General features: G+C 73.0%; 17 protein-coding genes. 7 read left to right on the top strand and 10 right to left on the bottom strand.

The genetic code is table 11. From position 1 onward, the window contains the following. Positions 1 to 2: 2 nt before the first annotated feature. Together purF and LV78_RS08610 are read right to left on the bottom strand one after the other, a co-directional pair. Positions 3 to 1547: an amidophosphoribosyltransferase gene (gene purF / locus LV78_RS08615; RefSeq protein WP_253844177.1), complete on the bottom strand. Its 1545-nt coding sequence runs from the start codon at positions 1545 to 1547 to the stop codon at positions 3 to 5. Positions 1548 to 1648: 101 nt separating this feature from the next. Continuing rightward, positions 1649 to 2392 (bottom strand): maleylpyruvate isomerase N-terminal domain-containing protein, encoded by a 744-nt coding sequence (locus tag LV78_RS08610; RefSeq protein ID WP_253844176.1) that lies wholly within the window; start codon positions 2390 to 2392, stop codon positions 1649 to 1651. Between the two features lie 273 nt (positions 2393 to 2665). On the opposite strand from LV78_RS08610, the gene LV78_RS08605 reads away from it, so the two are divergent. Next, on the top strand, positions 2666 to 2980 hold the full coding sequence (locus LV78_RS08605) for a DUF2563 family protein (RefSeq protein ID WP_253844175.1): 315 nt from the start codon (positions 2666 to 2668) through the stop codon (positions 2978 to 2980). Next, a complete protein-coding gene (locus tag LV78_RS08600; protein WP_253844174.1) occupies positions 2977 to 4929 on the top strand; it encodes an alpha/beta hydrolase in 1953 nt (650 codons plus the stop codon). Before LV78_RS08605 ends, LV78_RS08600 begins: the two co-directional genes overlap by 4 nt. A 39-nt stretch (positions 4930 to 4968) precedes the next feature. Here the strand turns inward: LV78_RS08600 and LV78_RS08595 are convergent, their stop codons facing one another. The 7 genes from LV78_RS08595 to LV78_RS08565 form a co-directional block, all read right to left on the bottom strand. Continuing rightward, positions 4969 to 5295: a hypothetical protein gene (locus LV78_RS08595; protein ID WP_253844173.1), complete on the bottom strand. Its 327-nt coding sequence runs from the start codon at positions 5293 to 5295 to the stop codon at positions 4969 to 4971. Positions 5296 to 5345: 50 nt separating this feature from the next. Beyond that, positions 5346 to 5678 (bottom strand): hypothetical protein, encoded by a 333-nt coding sequence (locus LV78_RS08590; protein ID WP_253844172.1) that lies wholly within the window; start codon positions 5676 to 5678, stop codon positions 5346 to 5348. 36 nt (positions 5679 to 5714) lie between these two features. Further along, positions 5715 to 6092, bottom strand: coding sequence for a sterol carrier family protein (locus LV78_RS08585; RefSeq protein ID WP_253844171.1), 378 nt, complete (start codon positions 6090 to 6092; stop codon positions 5715 to 5717). Positions 6093 to 6102: 10 nt separating this feature from the next. Continuing rightward, entirely contained in the window at positions 6103 to 6921 is an 819-nt protein-coding gene (locus LV78_RS08580; RefSeq protein ID WP_253844170.1) for an ESX secretion-associated protein EspG, read from the bottom strand. An 85-nt stretch (positions 6922 to 7006) separates the two neighbouring features. Next, entirely contained in the window at positions 7007 to 8467 is a 1461-nt protein-coding gene (locus tag LV78_RS08575) for a PPE domain-containing protein (RefSeq protein WP_253844169.1), read from the bottom strand. Between the two features lie 16 nt (positions 8468 to 8483). Continuing rightward, positions 8484 to 8876: a transcriptional regulator gene (locus LV78_RS08570; RefSeq protein ID WP_253844168.1), complete on the bottom strand. Its 393-nt coding sequence runs from the start codon at positions 8874 to 8876 to the stop codon at positions 8484 to 8486. A 118-nt stretch (positions 8877 to 8994) separates the two neighbouring features. Further along, positions 8995 to 9609, bottom strand: coding sequence for a DUF3558 family protein (locus LV78_RS08565; protein WP_253844167.1), 615 nt, complete (start codon positions 9607 to 9609; stop codon positions 8995 to 8997). Between the two features lie 117 nt (positions 9610 to 9726). Here LV78_RS08565 and LV78_RS08560 point away from each other — a divergent pair, with 117 nt between their 5' ends. After that, the gene (locus LV78_RS08560; RefSeq protein WP_253844166.1) at positions 9727 to 10758 is read left to right on the top strand and encodes an alcohol dehydrogenase catalytic domain-containing protein; all 1032 of its coding nucleotides are present in this window, start codon (positions 9727 to 9729) and stop codon (positions 10756 to 10758) included. A 21-nt stretch (positions 10759 to 10779) separates the two neighbouring features. Here LV78_RS08560 and LV78_RS08555 read toward each other — a convergent pair whose 3' ends face one another. Then, positions 10780 to 12942, bottom strand: coding sequence for a putative bifunctional diguanylate cyclase/phosphodiesterase (locus tag LV78_RS08555; RefSeq protein WP_253844165.1), 2163 nt, complete (start codon positions 12940 to 12942; stop codon positions 10780 to 10782). A gap of 386 nt (positions 12943 to 13328) precedes the next feature. Between LV78_RS08555 and LV78_RS08550 the strand changes: the two genes are divergently transcribed. From LV78_RS08550 to LV78_RS08535, 4 genes are all read left to right on the top strand, one after another. Continuing rightward, entirely contained in the window at positions 13329 to 14402 is a 1074-nt protein-coding gene (locus tag LV78_RS08550; RefSeq protein ID WP_253844164.1) for a pentapeptide repeat-containing protein, read from the top strand. Beyond that, complete coding sequence (locus LV78_RS08545) at positions 14399 to 15346, top strand: pentapeptide repeat-containing protein (RefSeq protein WP_253844163.1); 948 nt, start codon at positions 14399 to 14401, stop codon at positions 15344 to 15346. Before LV78_RS08550 ends, LV78_RS08545 begins: the two co-directional genes overlap by 4 nt. A 198-nt stretch (positions 15347 to 15544) precedes the next feature. Next, positions 15545 to 16393: a lysozyme gene (locus tag LV78_RS08540; RefSeq protein WP_253844162.1), complete on the top strand. Its 849-nt coding sequence runs from the start codon at positions 15545 to 15547 to the stop codon at positions 16391 to 16393. A 124-nt stretch (positions 16394 to 16517) separates the two neighbouring features. Then, positions 16518 to 17306: a lysozyme gene (locus LV78_RS08535; RefSeq protein ID WP_253844161.1), complete on the top strand. Its 789-nt coding sequence runs from the start codon at positions 16518 to 16520 to the stop codon at positions 17304 to 17306. Positions 17307 to 17369: the final 63 nt, after the last annotated feature.

The following is a 17369-nucleotide window of genomic DNA, read 5'->3' as shown; positions in this document are numbered from 1 at the left end:
CTTCAGGGCCTCTGGAGGGCGTCCTCGGCACCGTACCCGTTCGGCAGGACCGGGGTCGCCGAGCCCGCGACGCCGCGACCGCCGTCCCCGCGCGCGCCTTCGAGCAGGTGCTTGCCGATGAGCGCGTCCTCGGGCAGCGGGATCGGGTACTCGCCGTCGAAGCAGGCCGCGCACAGCCGCGACTTGGGCTGCTCGGTGGCCGAGACCAGCTCTTCGAGCGACACGTAGCCGAGCGAGTCGGCGCCGATCGAGCGGCGGATGCCGTCGTCGTCGAGGCCGTTCGCGATCAGCTCGGCGCGCGAGGCGAAGTCGATGCCGTAGAAGCACGGCCACTTGACGGGCGGCGACGCGATCCGGACGTGCACCTCCAGGGCGCCCGCCTCGCGGAGCATCCGGACGAGGGCGCGCTGGGTGTTGCCGCGCACGATCGAGTCGTCCACGACGACCAGGCGCTTGCCCCGGATGACGTCGCGCAGCGGGTTGAGCTTGAGCCGGATGCCGAGCTGGCGGATCGTCTGCGACGGCTGGATGAACGTGCGGCCGACGTAGGCGTTCTTGACCAGGCCGGACCCGTAGGGGATGCCGGAGGCCTGGGCGTAGCCGATGGCGGCGGGCGTGCCGGACTCGGGCACCGGGATGACCAGGTCGGCCTCGACCGGGTGCTCCTTGGCGAGCCTGCGGCCGATCTCGACGCGGGTGGCGTGCACGCCGCGCCCGGCGATCGAGGTGTCCGGGCGGGCCAGGTACACGTACTCGAAGATGCAGCCCTTGGGCTCGGGGTTGGCGAACCGGCTGGACCGCAGGCCGTTCTCGTCGATGGCGATCAGCTCGCCGGGCTCGACCTCGCGGACGTACGAGGCGCCGACGATGTCGAGCGCGGCGGTCTCGCTGGCCACGACCCAGCCGCGCTCGAGGCGGCCGAGGACGAGCGGGTGCACGCCGTGCGAGTCGCGCGCCGCGTACAGCGTCGACTCGTCCGAGAAGACCAGGCAGAACGCGCCGCGCAGGGTCGGCAGCAGCTTCATGGCGGACTGCTCGATGCCGAGGTCGGCGGCGTCGGCCGCGAGCAGCCCGCACACCAGGTCGGAGTCGGTGGTCGCGCCGTGGCCGGTGTCGACGCCCGCCGCGCGGGCCCGCTCGCGCAGCTCGGCGGTGTTGACCAGGTTGCCGTTGTGGCCGAGCGAGAGCGCCGAGCCGGTCGCGGTGTGCCGGAACGTCGGCTGCGCGTTCTCCCACGTCGTGGAGCCCGTGGTGGAGTAGCGGCAGTGGCCGACGGCGACGTGGCCGCGCAGCGAGGACAGCACCTGCTCGTCGAACACCTGGGAGACCAGGCCGAGGTCCTTGAAGACCACGACCTGGGACCCGTCGCCGACCGAGATGCCCGCGGCCTCCTGGCCGCGGTGCTGGAGCGCGTAGAGGCCGTAGTAGGTGAGCTTGGAGACTTCCTCACCCGGCGCCCACACGCCGAAGACACCGCATTCCTCGCGGGGTTCTCGATCGGGGTTTTCGGGTTCGGTGCGGCCGGTTGCTGACTGGTCGGTGACCACCGAGTGCTCCCTAGCGACGATGTCGGGCTGCACTTCGAGTGTAAGGCGAACGGGGGGTGAACCACCCCCATCAGCACCCCCGGTACGTGACCAAACGCACCTCAGTCGAGGCGGAGGGCCCGCACCAGGGCGGGATCGCCCTCGGCGCGGAGCGGCAACCTGCCCCACAGCCCGTAGTGGACGAGCTGCGCCTCGCCCGAGACGGTGACGTCGGCCTGCTCGCCGGGTTGGGGGGCGCGGACGTCGGGGACCTCGCCGGGGGTGAAGGTGACCAGCCAGGACTCGGGCAGGTCGGTGAGGGCCACCAGCGCCGTCCCGCGCGCGGTCGGCGGGGAGTCGGTGGCGTGCTTGGCGGCGAGCAGGGTGCCGAGGGACTCGTCGACGCCGTCGGCGGCGAAGTCGGCCGCGAGGCCGGGGGCGCCCGGCACGAGGGTGCGCAGCGCGGCCTGGGCGTCCCAGCGGCGCAGGTCGACCTCGTGGGCGATGCGGCGGTGCCACACCCAGGCCAGGTCGGGGGCGGCGGGGGAGAACGTCCAGGTGGCGCGGTTGGCCGGGACCTGCGGCAGCACCTCGGCGGCGCGGGCGAGCTGCGCGTCGAGGTAGTCGAGCGGCAGGCGGGCGTCGGGCGCCGGGAGCGGGGCCAGGCGGACCGGGCTGCCGGTGCGCAGGTGCTCGACCGCGGTCTCCAGGAAGCGCGCGACGTGCAGGGTCAGCTCGGTGAACGTCCAGCCGGGGCAGGACGGCACCGGCGCCGCCGGGTCGGCGCCCCCGACCGCTTCCCGGAACATCGCCGCCTGCTCGGTGAACACCGCGGTCCACCGCTGCGCGGTCCATCCTCGTGCCACTGTCCGCCTCCCTCGAAGGTCGTGTGCCATCGTGCCCCACCCGGCTTCGCCGGGTGGCGGGAACCGGGGCGGTTCCCGGTGCGTCGCACCCGTGCGGTGCGCCGGCCCCGCGCGGGTCGACCGGGTGGTTTCCCGTCCGGTGGGGTCCGGTTGGGGCCGGTTCCCGGTCAGCTCGTGCTCGGTTCGGTCTGCTCTGGTTCGGTCTGGTCTCGGTTCGGTCTGGTTCGGTCCGGTCGTTCGTCAGCCGCTCAGCGGGTGAAGGGTGGGGAAGTCGTGTTCGGTGTGCAGCCAGAGTCGTTGCGCTCGGCGTCGAAGCAGTTCCAGGAGGGGGCCGACGCCGCGGGCGAGGGCGCCGAACTGGTCTCCATGTTCACCCTCGACGCGGGAGCGCTCGGCGAGGTTCCGGCGGCGGGCGAGTTCGCGGCGGCCGTGGCGAAGTTCGCCTCGGAGCACGGCGAGGACCTGCGGCGGGGCAGCGCGTGGTACCGCGACGCGGGTGACGGGCTGGTGGAGAACGCGGAGAACTACGAGCGGGTCGACGACCAGTGGACGGCGAGCTTCACGAAGATCAGCGGAGGGCTGTCGTGATCGATCCCGAGGTGCTCTACGGGCAGTTGGCGTCCGGGAGCGCGAGCTCGGTGGCCGCGGCGGGCGACCCGCTGACCGGTGCGTCGAGCGCGCTGTCGCGGGCGGGCGACGCGGTGCGGTCGGGCGGGTCGACGGCCACGTCGGCGTGGCGCGGCACGTCGGCGACCGGGTTCGGCAAGCGGGCGGAGCTGTCGGCGAAGGCGGCCGGGACCGCGCAGGAGCGGCTCGGGATCGGCGTCGAGGTGGTCCAGGCCGCGGCGGAGGCGTACTCGCGGATGCGCGGCGCGGCGGACCAGGCGATCTCCGCGTGGCGCGCCAGGTCCCCGCTGATGACGCCCGCCCAGACGCTCAACCTCGCCGGTCAGGTGAACCAGGCGCTCGAAGGGGTGAAGAACGGCTACGAGAACGCGCTGCGGCAGTACGCGAGCGCCCTCGGGAAGGTGAAGCCGGGCTTCGGTGAGGTGGCTTCCGGTGACGCCGGGTGGGGGAGCGCCGTGGCGGCCGTGCGCTCGCCGCAGGTGCCCCAGCCGGGCAGCGACCCGAAGCAGGTGGCGGCCTGGTGGAAGGGGCTGTCGCAGGAGCAGCGGGACGAGCTGCTGCGGACGAAGTTCCAGGAGCTGGGGCAGCTGCGCGGGCTGCCGTCCGAGGTGCTGGACCAGGCCAACCGGGCTCGGATCGCCGACGACGCGCAGCGGTTCGGCGCGGAGCGGGACCGGTTGGACGCCGCGATGGAGGAGCGGGCTCGGGAGCTGGGGATCGACGCGTCGACGTCGGACGGGCTCACCAGGCTGCTGAACGATCCCGAGTACGCGCGGATGATGGACGAGCGGCAGGTCGCGGCGACGAAGGCGGACAACGCGGCTGCGGCGCAGAAGAGCCTGAACGAGTCCGCCGCGCTCGCCAAGGACAACGGGTGGCCGGAGAGCGACGTCCGGGTCATGGCCTACGACCCGTACGGCCCACGCGGCGATGGCGGCATGGCGATCGCGTTCGGCAACCCCGACACCGCGAAGAACCTGGCGGTGACCGTGCCGGGCACCGGGTCGACGCTGGACAGCTTCTCCGTCAACCAGGCGGCGAACCTGCGCGCGGAGATGGGCGCGGATGGCAACGCGACGATCCAGTGGCTCGGCTACGACGCGCCCGGCTGGGAGCTCGGTGAGGTCGACAACCCCGCTCAGGCGCGCGAGGGCGGCCTGAACCTGGTCGCCGACGTTGACGGTTATCGGGCCGCAGCCGGGGCAGCGGGCACCGACCAGCACCTGACGGTGATCGGGCACTCCTACGGCTCCACCACGGTCGGCTACGCGGGCATGAACGGGCTGAAGGCGGACGACATCGCGTTCGTCGGCTCACCGGGCGTGGGCGCCTCGAACGTCAACCAGCTCTCGGTGGGCCCCGGTCACGTGTACGCGGGCGCGACGGAGCACGACCCCGTCGTCCAGGGCACGAGTTCGACCTGGTTCACCGAGGACGGCTCTTCCACCGGGCCGTACGACAAGGACTTCGGCGCGAAGGTGTTCGGGACCGGCGACTCCGGGCACCTGGTCGACGCGCACGTCCAGTACTACGACCGCGGCTCGGAGTCGGTGCAGAACCTGGCCAGGATCGCCAATGGCGAAGGCGGCTCGGTGACCTCGCAGAAGTGGCACGACAGCCCGCTCGGCCCGTCGCTGCCCGGTTCGGACCTGCCGGTCGTCGGCCCGGTCATCGACGTGGTCAGCAGCACGGCGGTGGGCGCCGCAGACCTGGTGGTCGACGCGGGCAGCGGCCTGTGGGACGCCGGGAGCGCTGCGGTGGACGGCCGCTGGGGCGACGCGGGCCGGGGCGTGCTGGACACCGCGGGCGAGGTGCTGAACGACGCGGGCGACATCGTGGTCAACGGGGTCGGCGACGCCGTCGAGTTCGGCAAGGACGTCTGGGACAACACCTTGGGCGCTTTGTTCTAGGACCGGGTCCGGGGCCCCGCTCCTGGGGCCCCGGACGGTTCAGGCCGTCTTGCAGGGACCGACGGTCACCTTGGCCTCGACGTCGTCGAACCCGTTGTCGTCGTAGCGCCGGACCGAGCACACCAGCACGTCGTCGACCTCCAGCCCGACCGGGAGCTGGTCCAGGTCGATCGCCTTCGGCCCGAGCCACTTGGGCTCGGCCTGGTCGATGACCATCCGGGCGTAGGGCTTCTGCAGCTCGCCCGCCTTGTTCTCGGCGGCCGGGTGGAGCTCGATCACCTTGAAGCGGACATCCTCCTGCCACTCGCTCGAACAGCCTGACAGCAGGAAACCCAATGCCAGCAACGCGATACCCAGCCGCTTCATACCGCCGAACCTAACCGGACCGGCGAGCGCGCGCCCCGGTTTTCCCGGCATCAGGCGGGCGTGCAGGACTCCATGGTGATCTCCGCCTTGAGCGAATCGAGCCAGTTCTTGTCGTACGAGCGCACCTGGCACACCAACCGGTCGCCGATCTCGATCCCTGCGGGCAACCGGTCGAGGGCGACGCTCTCCCGGTCGACCGAGATGTCCCAGCTGCCGAGCTCCTCGTCGATCTCGAGCACCGCACCGGCCGGGTGGTGGGCCACGCTCGTGTCGAAGGCCTCGGTGAAGCGGACGACCTTGAAGGTCAGCTCCGCGTCCTGGTCGACCGCGCACCCGCTAGTGAGAAATCCCAACGCCAACAACGCGATGACCAGTCGTTTCACAGCGCGGACCCTAACCGCGCCGGACGTCCGCCGCCCTCAGAACCGCAGAAGTGGCAGGTGCTCCGACAGGTCCGCGCGGGTGCCCGACGCGGTCACCCGCGACGTCGCCAGGGCGGCCTCCCAGGTGAGGCGGCCGGTTGCCAGTTGGAGCCACGTCCTCGGGTCGGTCTCGACCACGTTCGGCGGGGTGCCCCTGGTGTGCCTCGGGCCCGCCACGCACTGCACCGCCGCGAACGGGGGGACGCGCACCTCCACGGTGTGGCCCGGCGCGGTGTGCTCCAGGGTGCGCAGGCTGAGCCTGACCGCCGCCGCCAGGTCCGGGCGGGGCGGGCGGGTCGACTCGTCCTCCAGCCACGGCAGCACGGCCTCGACGGCCGCCCTGGTCTCGGTCGGGTCGGGTGGTTTCCTCGGCACGGCGCCAACCCTATCGGCGGACTTCCTGGCCTGCGGCCAGCATCGCCTCGGTCAGCAGCTCGTCGACCTGGTGGGTGAGCCTGCGGGTGTCGGTCGGGGTGAAGGTGCTCCACGCCTCGGCGCCCTGGGTGGTGCGGCGCTGCTGGAGGAAGCGGCCCTCCTCGTTGTCGAAGAACCCCACCACGCGCTCCGGGCGGCAGCGCTTGCCGTAGCGGTCGCGGGCCGCCGCGCCGAAGTTGCCGGTGCCGACCGGGTTGGTGAGCATCTTGGCCAGGGCGGTCGCGTCGGCCTCGCGCAGGCCCTTGGCGCGCAGCGCGCTCTCCATGCCCTTGGTGGTGTTGTCCGAGCCCTCGACGGCGGCTTCCAGGTCCGCGCTGGGCAGGGTCACCGAGTGGCCTGCGCCCGCCGGGTGCTTGGGGAGCGCGGCCACGACGGCGCTCGGCAGGCCGGTCCCGGCCGCCCTGCGGAACGTCAGGTGGCCGTCGACCAGGGTGGCCAGGGAGCCGTGGTCGCCGTTGGCGGCGGCGAGCACCCGCACGCTCCTGCCCAGCCACAGCCTGGCGTCGACCTCGCGCTCGGGCCGGATGAGCGTGCGCAGCAGGAAGTCCAGCTCGGGGTGCAGCCCCCTTGGCCCGCCGAGGCCGCGCGCGCCGATCGACCGCCACACCCGGTCCTCCAGCTGCGCCCGCTCCGAGTAGGTCTTGCCGGGTGACGGGACCTTGATCACCAGCGGCATCGGCCCCGCGTCGAAGCGCTCCCAGAGCACGTCGAACTCCTCGGCCGACAGCGTGATCGGCTCCTGCTCCTCGGCTCCCCCGAAGTAGTCCACCGGTCGTCTCCCCCAAGAGAAAAAGTGGTCCTGAACTGGAAAAGCGGCCCGCGCGACGATATCGCGCGGGCCGCTCCCCCACTGGCTACTCGCCGCCGATGACCGGGGGCGCGACCATGCGGTCGTCGCCGAAGACGTCGGTGGTCTCCACGAGGTAGTCGGCGAGCTTGTGCTCGACGTCGTCCTCGTCGCGCGCCGCCGCGCCGGGCGCACCCGCGCCACCCATGCCCGCACCACCGGCCGCACCGCGACCGCCCGCGCCCGCCGCGGCGCCCGCGCCGCCGGGGCCGAAGCCCTGGACGCCCGCCGCGCCGCCGCGACCGAGGCCGGGCTGGCCGTTGCCCGCGACACCGGCCGCGCCGGTCCCGCTGGGCATGCCCGCGCCGCCCGCGCCACCGCCCGCCGCGCCGAAGCCGCCCATGCCGGGCATGCCCGGCATTCCGGGACGACCGCCGCCGAGACCGCCGGGCCCACCGGGCATCCCCGGACGGCCGAAGGCGTTCGGGACGCCGGGAGCGCCGGGGAGCTTGGGCGCGTTGCCGCCCTGGGAGGTGCCGGTGGGCAGCACCGGGGGACGCGCGCCGCCGAGGTTCGGGTTGGTCCTGGGCGGGTTGGCGCCGGTGTTGCCGCCGCCGTTGCCAACCGGGTTCGGCATGGTCCAGGTGCCGCCACCGCCGCCGGGGTTGCCACCGCCGGACGGGGTGGTGGTGCCGAGGCCGGGCGGGGTCACCGGGGGCGTGACCGGAGGGCTGACCGGGGTCGGGGTCGCCCACGAGGTGTTCGTGGTGCCGCCGCCGGTGCCGACCGGGGTGTAGCCGCCGATGCTGACCGGGGGAGCGGTCGGGGTGGGCGTGTAGGAGCTGGTGCCCGTGGTGCCACCGCCGCTCGTGACGCTCCAGTCGGACCGCGAGGCGTACCCGGCCGTCGCGGTGCTCTGGATGCCGCTGGCGCCGGAGGGCAGGGGCGCGTCGATGACGACCTGCGGCGGCGGCACGAACTCGCCCAGCGTGTTGCGGTTCCACTCGCTGTTCGACTCGTACGACTTCATGACCGCGATGGCCTTCTGCTGCGCGTTCTCCTGCGCGGCTTCCTGGGCCTCGTGGTCGCGCTGCTGGCGGATCACGTCGGCGGAGCTGCCCGCGAGGCCGAGCGTCACGCCGTCGGTGAAGCCCGCCTTGAACTTGTCCCAGCCGGAGGGGGCCTCGGTGGTGATCGGGACCGGCTCGGGCATCTCCTTGCGGGCGTCGGCGATGTAGTCGGCCTGGAGACCGGCCGAGGACTTCATCGTCCTCGCGCTCTGCTGCGCGTCCTGGGTCCACTGCGCGAGGGGGGACACCGCGGTCTGGGTCGAGTCGGCGGTGTCGCCCTCCCAGCTCGCGTTAAGGCCGGCCAGACCGTCGCGGAGGTCCGCGTCGATGGCTTGAAGGGCAGTGTCCAGCCTCTGCCAGCCGTCCTCGACGACGTAGGAGGCGGAGGGTCCGGGGCCGGAGTTGATCATGTTGTACAGCTCGGGGTGGTCGTAGCCCCGCCAGCGGTGGTCACTCATGTCGCGCTCGTCCCCCTCAGGCGTTCGCGGTGCGGTTGAAGGAGGCCTGGTTGCCGGTCTCGACACCCGTGTAGGTGGCCTCGATCTGCGCCAACTGGTCGATGACGCCCTGGATCTGCGCGCGGTACGCGACCAGCGCCTGCATCGCGGCGTTGTCGCCGGCGTCGAAGGTGTCGTGGTTGAACTTCTCCGCGGTCTCCTTGCTGACCGGGTCACCTCCCCACGGCTTCGCCTCCACCTCCCGCTCGGCTGGCTTGAACTGCGCGTCGAAGTCGGCCAGCGCCTTCAAGAACAGCTCCCGAGCCTTGGGGATCGAACCAGCGTCGAGCTTCAGCCTCCGCTGCGCACCGCTGTAAGCGGGCAGCTGGCTCTGCGCGGACCCCCCGGCACCGCCATCCGCGATGAACACGACACACCCTCCTCGAAAGTCAATTCCCCTGCGCGCCTGCCTGGACGACTGTAACTCCGACGCGATGCGGGTGTCTCCAGTTCCACCGGCAAGTCGAGTAGAACTACTTGACCATGAACTACCTGCTCATGAGCGCTTGCAGTGAGTAGCTCGCCGCTTTCTCGAGCCTCGTGTGCAGCTCTTCCACGGCCGGCTCCGCGACGCGCGTGAAGTCCATCCGGAAATAGGAGATGTCGAGAGCGAGGACCTGCCCCTCCGCGACGTCCACCAGGAGTGTCCATTCCACCTGGATCGTGCCGCTCTGGTCGACGAGGTAGGTGGGGAAACCGTCGACTTGGCCGGGCTTCATCTTGTCGCCCGCGTTCATCCGCTCCCGGTAGTCGTCAACGCCTGCGGCCTTGGACACGACGTACCCCAAGGACCAGCCGGGGTTCTCCGCCCAGTTCATGGCGCAGGTGTAGGTGCCACTGGCGTTGATGGGATCGGGCTTGTTCTGGACCGGCGGCCTGACCCCCAGCTCCGCGAGCTGGGCGTTGGTCAGCAGGACGTCGCACGTCTCCAGGCTCTTGAGGTCCAGCTCCTTCGGCCTGCTCACCTCGGGCTTCGCCGACGAGGAGGCGGCCGAGGACGGCGACTCCGCCTTCGGCGTGCCCTCGGTGGTCCCCCCGCACGCGGACAGCGCCAGCGCGGCGACCAGCACGGGCGCGGCGAGGCTCGGCAGTCTTCTCCCCATGCGGGTCAAACTAGCGGACCGGCGGCCCGCGAGTGTCCCGTTCGGGAGTGCCGCTCACAACGTCCGTTCGGCCCAACGAGCGCGGCGGGGCGCGGTTCGGGGACGTAGCCTCCTGCCGTGGCTGACGGGGTGCGGGCGGCGTGGGCGGTTCCCGGTGCGCCTGAGCGGTGCGCGGTGGTCGAGCTGGAGGCGGTCGAGCGGGTCGGCGAGGTGCTCGTGGCCGGGCGGTTGGCCGGGGTGTGCGCGACCGACGTGGAGATCGTGCGGGACGGGTTCGGGTGGCTGCCGCCCGGTCGGGACGGGTTGGTGCTGTTCCACGAGTCGCTCGGCGAGGTGCTCAGCGCGCCCGACGGGTCCGGGTTCGCGCCCGGCGACCTGGTGGCCGGGGTGGTGCGGCGGCCGGACCCGGAGCCGTGCGCGGCGTGCGCGGCCGACGCGTGGGACTTCTGCCGCAACGGGCGCTACCTGGAGCGCGGCATCAAGGAGCTGGACGGGTACGGGGCTCAGCGGTGGAGCGTGCCGCCCCGGTTCGCGGTGAGGCTCGACCCGGCGCTCGGCGACGCGGGCGTGCTGCTGGAACCGGCGTCGGTGGTGGCGAAGGCGTGGGCGCAGGCGGAGCTGCTGTGCTCGCGCGCGTTCGTGCCCGCCCGCATCGCGCTCGTCGTCGGCGCGGGCCCCATCGGGCTGCTGGCGGCGCTGCTGGGCGTGCAGCGCGGGGCGGACGTGCACGTGGTGGACCGGGTGGCCGACGGGGTGAAGCCGGACCTGGTGCGGGCGCTCGGCGCGACCTACCACCGCGCGGTCCCCGACCTGCCGGTGGACGTGGCGATCGAGTGCACCGGGGTCGCCGAGCTGGCCTGGGAGTGCGCGCGGCGGGCGTCGGTGGTGGTGCTGGCGGGCATCTCCGGCGAGCGCGGGTCGGCGGCGCTGGACCGGTCCGTGCTGGACGCCGCCGTGCTCGGCAACCGGGCCGTGGTGGGCACGGTCAACGCGGGCCCCGACGACTACCGGAAGGCCGCCGCCGCGCTGGCGGGCGCCGACCTCGGCTGGTTGCGCGGCCTGATCACCCGCCGGGTGCCGCTGGAGCGGTTCACCGAGGCGTTCGACCGGGCCGACGACGACGTGAAGGTGGTCGTCGACCTGGCCTGAGCGCGGGGCGGGCGCGACCGCTCAGCGCCGCAGCATCTCGTCGATCCCCTCCGGCGCCATCGGCTTGGCGTAGAACCACCCCTGCCCGGTGTCGCAGCCGATCCGGTGCAGCCGCTTGGCCTGCGACGGCGTCTCCACGCCCTCCGCCGTCACCCCGAGCCCGAGCGCGTGCGCGAGCTGCACCAGCGTGGACACGATCTGCGCGTCCACCGGGTCCTCCTCGTCGGCGGCCCGCAGCCCCTCCATGAACGACCCGGCGATCTTCAGCTCGTGCACCGGCAGGTGCTTGAGGTACGCCAGGTTCGAGTAGCCGGTGCCGAAGTCGTCGATCGCTATCCGCACGCCCATGTCCGACAGCGCCCGCAGCGCTTCGAGGGGCTCGTCGGCGGTGCCCATGATCGCGCTCTCGGTCAGCTCCAGCTGGAGGTGCCTTGGCGGCAGGCCGGTCTCGTCCAGGATGCGCTTCACGTCGCGCACCAGCTCCGGGTCGCGGGACTGCCGCACCGCCAGGTTCACGCTCACGTACGGCGCCAGCTCGGCGAACTCGTCCAGCCACCGCCGCCCCTGCTCGCACGCCTTGCGCAGCACCCACCGGCCCAGCGGGACGATCAGCCCGGTCTCCTCGGCCAGCTCGATGAACCGGTCCGGCGCGAGCCGCCCGAACTCCGGGTGCTGCCAGCGCACCAGCGCCTCCACGCCGACCACCCGCGCGTTCTCCAACCGCACCAGCGGCTGGTAGTCCACGTAGAACTCGTCGCGCTCCAGCGCGGCGGGCATGGTGGCGGACAGGGTGAACCTGGCGATCTCCTTGGCGTTGCGGTCCGGGTCGTACAGCGCCCAGCGGGACTTGCCGTCCGCCTTGGCCCAGTACAGCGTGATGTCGGCGTCGCGCACCAGGTCGGGCGCGCTGGTGCCCTCCAGCCCGCGCTCGACGATGCCGATCGACGCGGACACGGTCAGCTCGTGCCCGCCGATGCGGATCGGGGACTCCAGCTCGCGCAGCACCCGGTCCGCGACGGCCACGATGTCGTCGGTGCGGGTGGAGTCCTCGACCAGGATCACGAACTCGTCGCCGCCCATGCGCGCCACGAGCTTGCCCTCACCGGACACCGAGCGGTCCAGCCGCCTGCCGACCTCGACCAGCAGCTGGTCGCCGATGTCGTGGCCGAGGCTGTCGTTGATCACCTTGAACCCGTCGAGGTCCAGGTAGCACAGGCCAGCGCGGTGCTTGTCGGGGTTGCCGAAGACGCGGCTGAGCCGGTCGAGGAACAGCGCCCGGTTCGGCAGGCCGGTGAGCGGGTCGTGCAGCGCCTGGTAGCGCAGCCGGTTCTGCAGCAGGTGCCGGTCGGTGACGTCCTCGATCATGGCGACCTGGTACTGCGGGTCGCCGTGGTCGTCGCGCACCAGCGACAGCGTCAGGTGCGTCCACACCTGCTCGCCGTCGGCCCGCCGGAACCGCTTCTCCGCGCGGTAGTGGTCGCGCTCGCCCGCCGTGAGCTGGTCGTAGAGCCGCCACACCGACGGCCCGTCCTCCGGGTGCATCAGGTCGCGGATGTTGTGCTGCCGCATCTCCTCGACGCCGAACCCGAGCATGTCCTGCAGCGCCTGGTTGACGTCCAGGATGCGGCCCTCGACGTCGGCGATGCCGATGCCGATCGCGGCCTCGGTGAACATGGCGCGGAACCGGGCCTCGGAGGCGCGCAGCGCGGCCTCGGCCTGGTCGCGGGCGTCCAGCACGGCGGCGCGGATCGCCTCCTGCTCGGCCAGGGTGCGCTCGCGCAGCGCACGCGCGTAACCGGCCGCGAGCGCGCCCTGCAGCGCGGCGAGGCGGGTGCGGGTGGCGTCGTCGGCGGGGATGCCCAGCTCGGCGCACAGGTCGTCGCCCATGAGCTGCACGGTGCGGCCGAGCGTGTCGGTGCCGGTGAAGTGCGCCTCGACCAGCCGGGCGCCGATCTCGTGGCCGGGCGCCGGGCGGAACGGGGTGGCGAGCAGCGCGGCCACCAGCACCTCGGTGAGGGCGCGCAGGTGCTCGACCACCTCGGACCGGGTCATGGGCACGTAGCTGCTGCCTATGACGGCCGTCGCCCAGGTTCGCGCGAACGACTCGGCCCCGGCCCGCAGCGCCGGGTCGGTGTTGTGGGACCGCTCCGAAGGAGCCACCAGGTGTCCAGCCCGTTCCGTCATGCCCGCCCCGCGCCGCGAAGCGGTGCGAGACCGCGAACCGCCGCACGGCGGCCCGTGCTGCGGCTCAGCGGGGTTCGCCGTCCGCCCCGATCCCCACCGTAGCCCAGCGCGGGCCGCGCGTCCCCGCCCGCACTGCGGAGCGGGGCGGAACCCCGGACCGCCGCGCCCCGGCTCGGCGCGGTCGACCGGCCGCGCCACGACCTCCGGGCGCGGGCGGCCTGGTCGGGTCCGCCGGGCGCGGTGCTCGGCCGCTGCTGCACGTGGTCTCCGTTCGCGATCCGGTCACCCGCACATCATGGGCCACCGCGCAGGGTGACCGCACCGGCCTGCCCGGTGGTTGCCGGTTCTGATCACCCGCGGCGCGCGGCACGGGCAGAATCGCCCGCGTGGAGCACGTGTGGTGGATCGCGGGCGCGGTGGTGTCGGTGCTGGCGCTCGCGCTGGCGCTGGTGGAGCTGCGGAGCAAGCGGAAGCGGATGCTGGCGGCGACGCTGCTGGGGTCGGCGGGGGCGTTCCTGCTGGTGGCCGGGTTGTTGCTGGCGATCGACCCCGGCTCGCCCAAGCACGAGACGATCAAGACCGGCGGCCTGGCCGGTGGCGCGGTGGTGGCGCTGTACGCGCTGTGGCTCAACGACCGGCGGCGGCGCACCGACGAGGCCAAGCACGAGCTGGAGAGCCAGCGGGCCGAGCACGACCGGTCGCGGGTGGCGGACGAGCGGTTCGCGAAGTCCGTCGAGCTGCTCGGGCACGACGCCGACCAGGTGCGGGTGGGCGCGATGCACGCGATGGCGGGGCTGGCCCGGTCCCGGCCGGAGTACGCGCAGACCGTGCTGGACGTGCTGTGCGCGTACCTGCGGCGCAAGCCGGAGGCGCCGGACGGCGAGCAGCGGGAGCGGGACGGCGAGCAGGAGGTCCGGCTGACCGCGCAGCGCGTCGTCGCCGACCTGCTGCCCGCCGCCGACGCGCAGGACCCGCCGGAGTACCGGTTGGACCTGACCAACGCGCACCTGCGGTACTTCGACCTGTCGCACCGGGCGGTCGGCTCGCTGGTGATGCGCGGCGCGGTGCTGTCCGAGTCGAACTCCTTCCACCACGCGGTGTTCCTCGGCGACGTCTGGCTCACCGGGACGCGCAGCGGCGGCGAGCTGCACCTGCACGACGCGGTGTTCCGGAAGCGGGCCTGGTTCAGCGGGTTCGGCTGCGAGGGGGCCGCCTCGTTCGAGCGGACGAGGTTCCTCGGTCCCACCAAGTTCGCCGACGCCCGGTTCACCGGGACGACCACCTTCGACGGCGCCGGGTTCACCGGGGACGCCGACTTCCGGGGCGCGCGGTTCACCGGCGGGCTGGTGCTGCCGACGGGGCTGAAGGCTCAGGCGCACGGGATGCGGGTGTCCGAGGAGCACGCCAACCGGCTGCCCGATGGCTGGAAGGTCGGCGCGCGCGGGGAGGTCCGGTCGTGAAGCGGGTGAACCGGGGACTGGTCGCCGTGATCGTGCTGTCGGTGCTGGCGACGGTGGCCGCGGCGGTGGGGCTGGCGCTGCTCGACCCCGGCCAGCCCAAGGGCGAGGCGATCAAGACCGGCGGGCTCGTCGGCGCGTCGGTCGTTGCCCTGTACGCGCTGTGGCTCAACGACCGGCGGCGGCGCGTCGACGAGGCCAAGCACGAGCTGGAGAGCGACAAGGTCGCCGACGAGCGGTTCGCGCGGGCCGTGGAGCTGCTCGGGCACGACGCCGACCAGGTGCGGGTGGGCGCGCTGCACGCGCTGGCCGGGCTGGCCCGCGCCACGCCGCGCTACCGGCAGACCGTGCTCGACGTGCTGTGCGCGTACCTGCGCAGGCCCTTCGACCACCCCGCGTACGAGAAGAACCCCGACGACCCGGCGCGGTGGGGCGCCGCGCCGGGCACGGACGAGCAGGAGCTGGAGCGGACGGTCCGGCTGACCGCGCAGGGGCTGATCACCGACCTGCTGCCGTGGGGGATGGACGACCCCGAGCAGCGCTTCAACCTGAACCTGTCCGGGGCGAACGTGGAGTACCTGCGCCTTGAGGGCCGCCGGGTCGGCCGGTGCGTGATGCGCCGGACCCGGTTCTACGGGGTCAGCCGGTTCGCCGGGGCCTCGTTCAGCAAGCCCGCGCTGTTCTCCGGGGCGGCGTTCCTGGGCCGGGTCGAGCTGCGGGATTGCGACTTCGCGGGCGGGCTCTCCTTCCAGGAGGCCGAGTTCCGGGCCGGGGTGGACGCGCGCGGGGCGCGGGTGGGGCAGTTCGCGCACCTGGCCGACGCGCCGCCGCCGGAGCTGCGCGGCGGGTTGCGGGTCGTCGGGGAGGTGTCGCTGCGCGGTGGGCCGCGCGAGGGCTGGAACCTGGAGGGCGACCTGCCGGAGGAGGGGTCCGCCTCCCCGGCGTGAGCCCGAGCGGCGTGAGCCCGGTAGGCGCGTGCCGGACCGGCCCGTGCCCATCCTGCTGGGGTCCCCCACCCCTGACCCGTGAACCGCCTTCGGTCACGGTGCGTCTTTCCGGGTGACACACCGGATGCGTCGTAAGCCGTTCGGGCGGACCATCGGTGTGCCGGAAGCAGCAGCACCGCAGACCGATCGGGGGCTTCGATGACGCCGCAGGGCCGAACACGCAGGTGGGCGACCCGGTGGGGCCTGCCCACCACGGCGGCGGCAGCGCTGCTCGCCGTCGCCCACGCCACCGCGCTGCACGCCGAACCACTGCCCGGCGAGGGGCTGCCGGAGGGCTCGGACCAGCACTACGCGGGCTCGGAGATCGCCAAGCGCGAGGGCTGGGCGAGCGCCCGCTCGGCGGCGGCGCCCGACCAGGCGGGCAAGGTGCCCGGCATGGACGTGAGCAGCCACCAGGGCGACGTGGACTGGGGGCGGCCGTGGGGCGACGGGGCGCGGTTCGCCTACGTCAAGGCGACCGAGGGCACCGGGTACACCAACCCGCACTTCCAGCAGCAGTACGAGGGCTCGCGCGGCGTCGGCATGGTGCGCGGGGCCTACCACTTCGCGCTGCCCGACCGCTCGGACGGCGGGACCCAGGCCGACTACTTCGTGGACCACGGCGGCGGTTGGGCGGGCGACGGGATGACGCTGCCCGGCGCGCTGGACGTGGAGTACAACCCGTACGGGGACACCTGCTACGGCAAGGACCAGGGCGCGATGGCCGAGTGGGTGCGGCAGTTCAGCGGCAGGCTCGCCGAGCGCACCGGGCGGCACGCGACGATCTACACGTCCACGAGCTGGTGGAACCAGTGCGTCGGGGAGCAGCTGCGGCTGAGCGAGTCGAACCCGCTGTGGGTGGCGCACTACACCGACCAGCTGGGGCAGCTGCCGCACGGCTGGGACTACCAGACGTTCTGGCAGTGGCAGGCCGCCGGTCAGTTCCCCGGCGACCAGAACCTGTTCAACGGCGACGCGGGCCAGCTGACCAGGCTCGCGACGGGCTGATCACCCGAATGCGCGCGCTGCTCCGTTTTCGTGACCTATTAACAATCAGTCTGGTCATCTTGTTGGAACTGTCGCACACTGCGGTCGAGTCAACCCTGCAGGCTCGACCACGAGGAGTCGAACGATGAGGCCACTCGTCCGACGCGCGGTCACCGCGCTCGCCTGCGCCGCCGCCGCACTGTCCACTTCGGCGTCACCGGCGTCGGCCCTGCCCGAGGGCGACCACGCGATGGGGTCCCAGATCGCCAGGCACGAGGGCGGTCCGGGGCAGCGCGCCGCGCCGCGCGGGCCGTCCGCCGCCGCGGCCGTCTACGGCATCGACGTCAGCAGCCACCAGGGCAACGTGGACTGGGGCGGGCAGTGGAACGCCGGGCGGCGCTTCGCCTACGTCAAGGCCACCGAGGGCACCACCTACAAGAACCCCTACTTCGCGCAGCAGTACAACGGTTCCTACAACGTCGGCATGATCCGGGGCTCCTACCACTTCGCGCTGCCCGCGAACTCCAGCGGCGCCGCGCAGGCCAACCACTTCGCGAGCAACGGCGGCGGGTGGTCCAGGGACGGGCGGACGCTGCCCGGCGCGCTGGACATGGAGTACAACCCGTACGGCAGCACCTGCTACGGGCTCTCCCCGTCCGCGATGACCGCCTGGATCAAGGACTTCAGCGACACCTACCGGTCCAGGACCGGGGTCTACCCGGTGATCTACACGTCCACGAGCTGGTGGAACCAGTGCGTGAGCGGGGACTTCGGCGGCACCAACCCGCTGTGGGTGGCGCGGTACGCCTCCACCGTCGGGACGCTGCCGCGCGGGTGGGGCGTCTACACGATGTGGCAGTACTCGTCGTCGCCGATCGACCAGAACGAGTTCAACGGCGGGTACGACCGGCTCCAGGCGCTCGCGAGCGGCTGACGCCCCGACAACGCGAGCGGGGCCCGCCGGACACCGAGTCCGACGGGCCCCGCTCGCATCGTC

Origin of the sequence: Actinosynnema pretiosum (assembly GCF_024171695.1) — a bacterium.
In the GTDB taxonomy this organism is placed as follows: domain Bacteria; phylum Actinomycetota; class Actinomycetes; order Mycobacteriales; family Pseudonocardiaceae; genus Actinosynnema; species Actinosynnema pretiosum.
Note: the sequence above shows the minus strand (reverse complement) of the source record. Positions and strands in the feature narration are given on the sequence as shown.

Bases quoted from the DNA above. Each gene is read 5' to 3' on its own strand.
- LV78_RS08595 (WP_253844173.1), bottom strand. From the start codon at position 5,295: ATGAAGCGGCTGGGTATCGCGTTGCTGGCATTGGGTTTCCTGCTGTCA.
- LV78_RS08575 (WP_253844169.1), bottom strand. From the start codon at position 8,467: ATGAGTGACCACCGCTGGCGGGGCTACGACCACCCCGAGCTGTACAAC.
- LV78_RS08565 (WP_253844167.1), bottom strand. From the start codon at position 9,609: ATGGGGAGAAGACTGCCGAGCCTCGCCGCGCCCGTGCTGGTCGCCGCG.
- LV78_RS08555 (WP_253844165.1), bottom strand. From the start codon at position 12,942: ATGACGGAACGGGCTGGACACCTGGTGGCTCCTTCGGAGCGGTCCCAC.
- LV78_RS08540 (WP_253844162.1), top strand. From the start codon at position 15,545: ATGACGCCGCAGGGCCGAACACGCAGGTGGGCGACCCGGTGGGGCCTG.
- LV78_RS08535 (WP_253844161.1), top strand. From the start codon at position 16,518: ATGAGGCCACTCGTCCGACGCGCGGTCACCGCGCTCGCCTGCGCCGCC.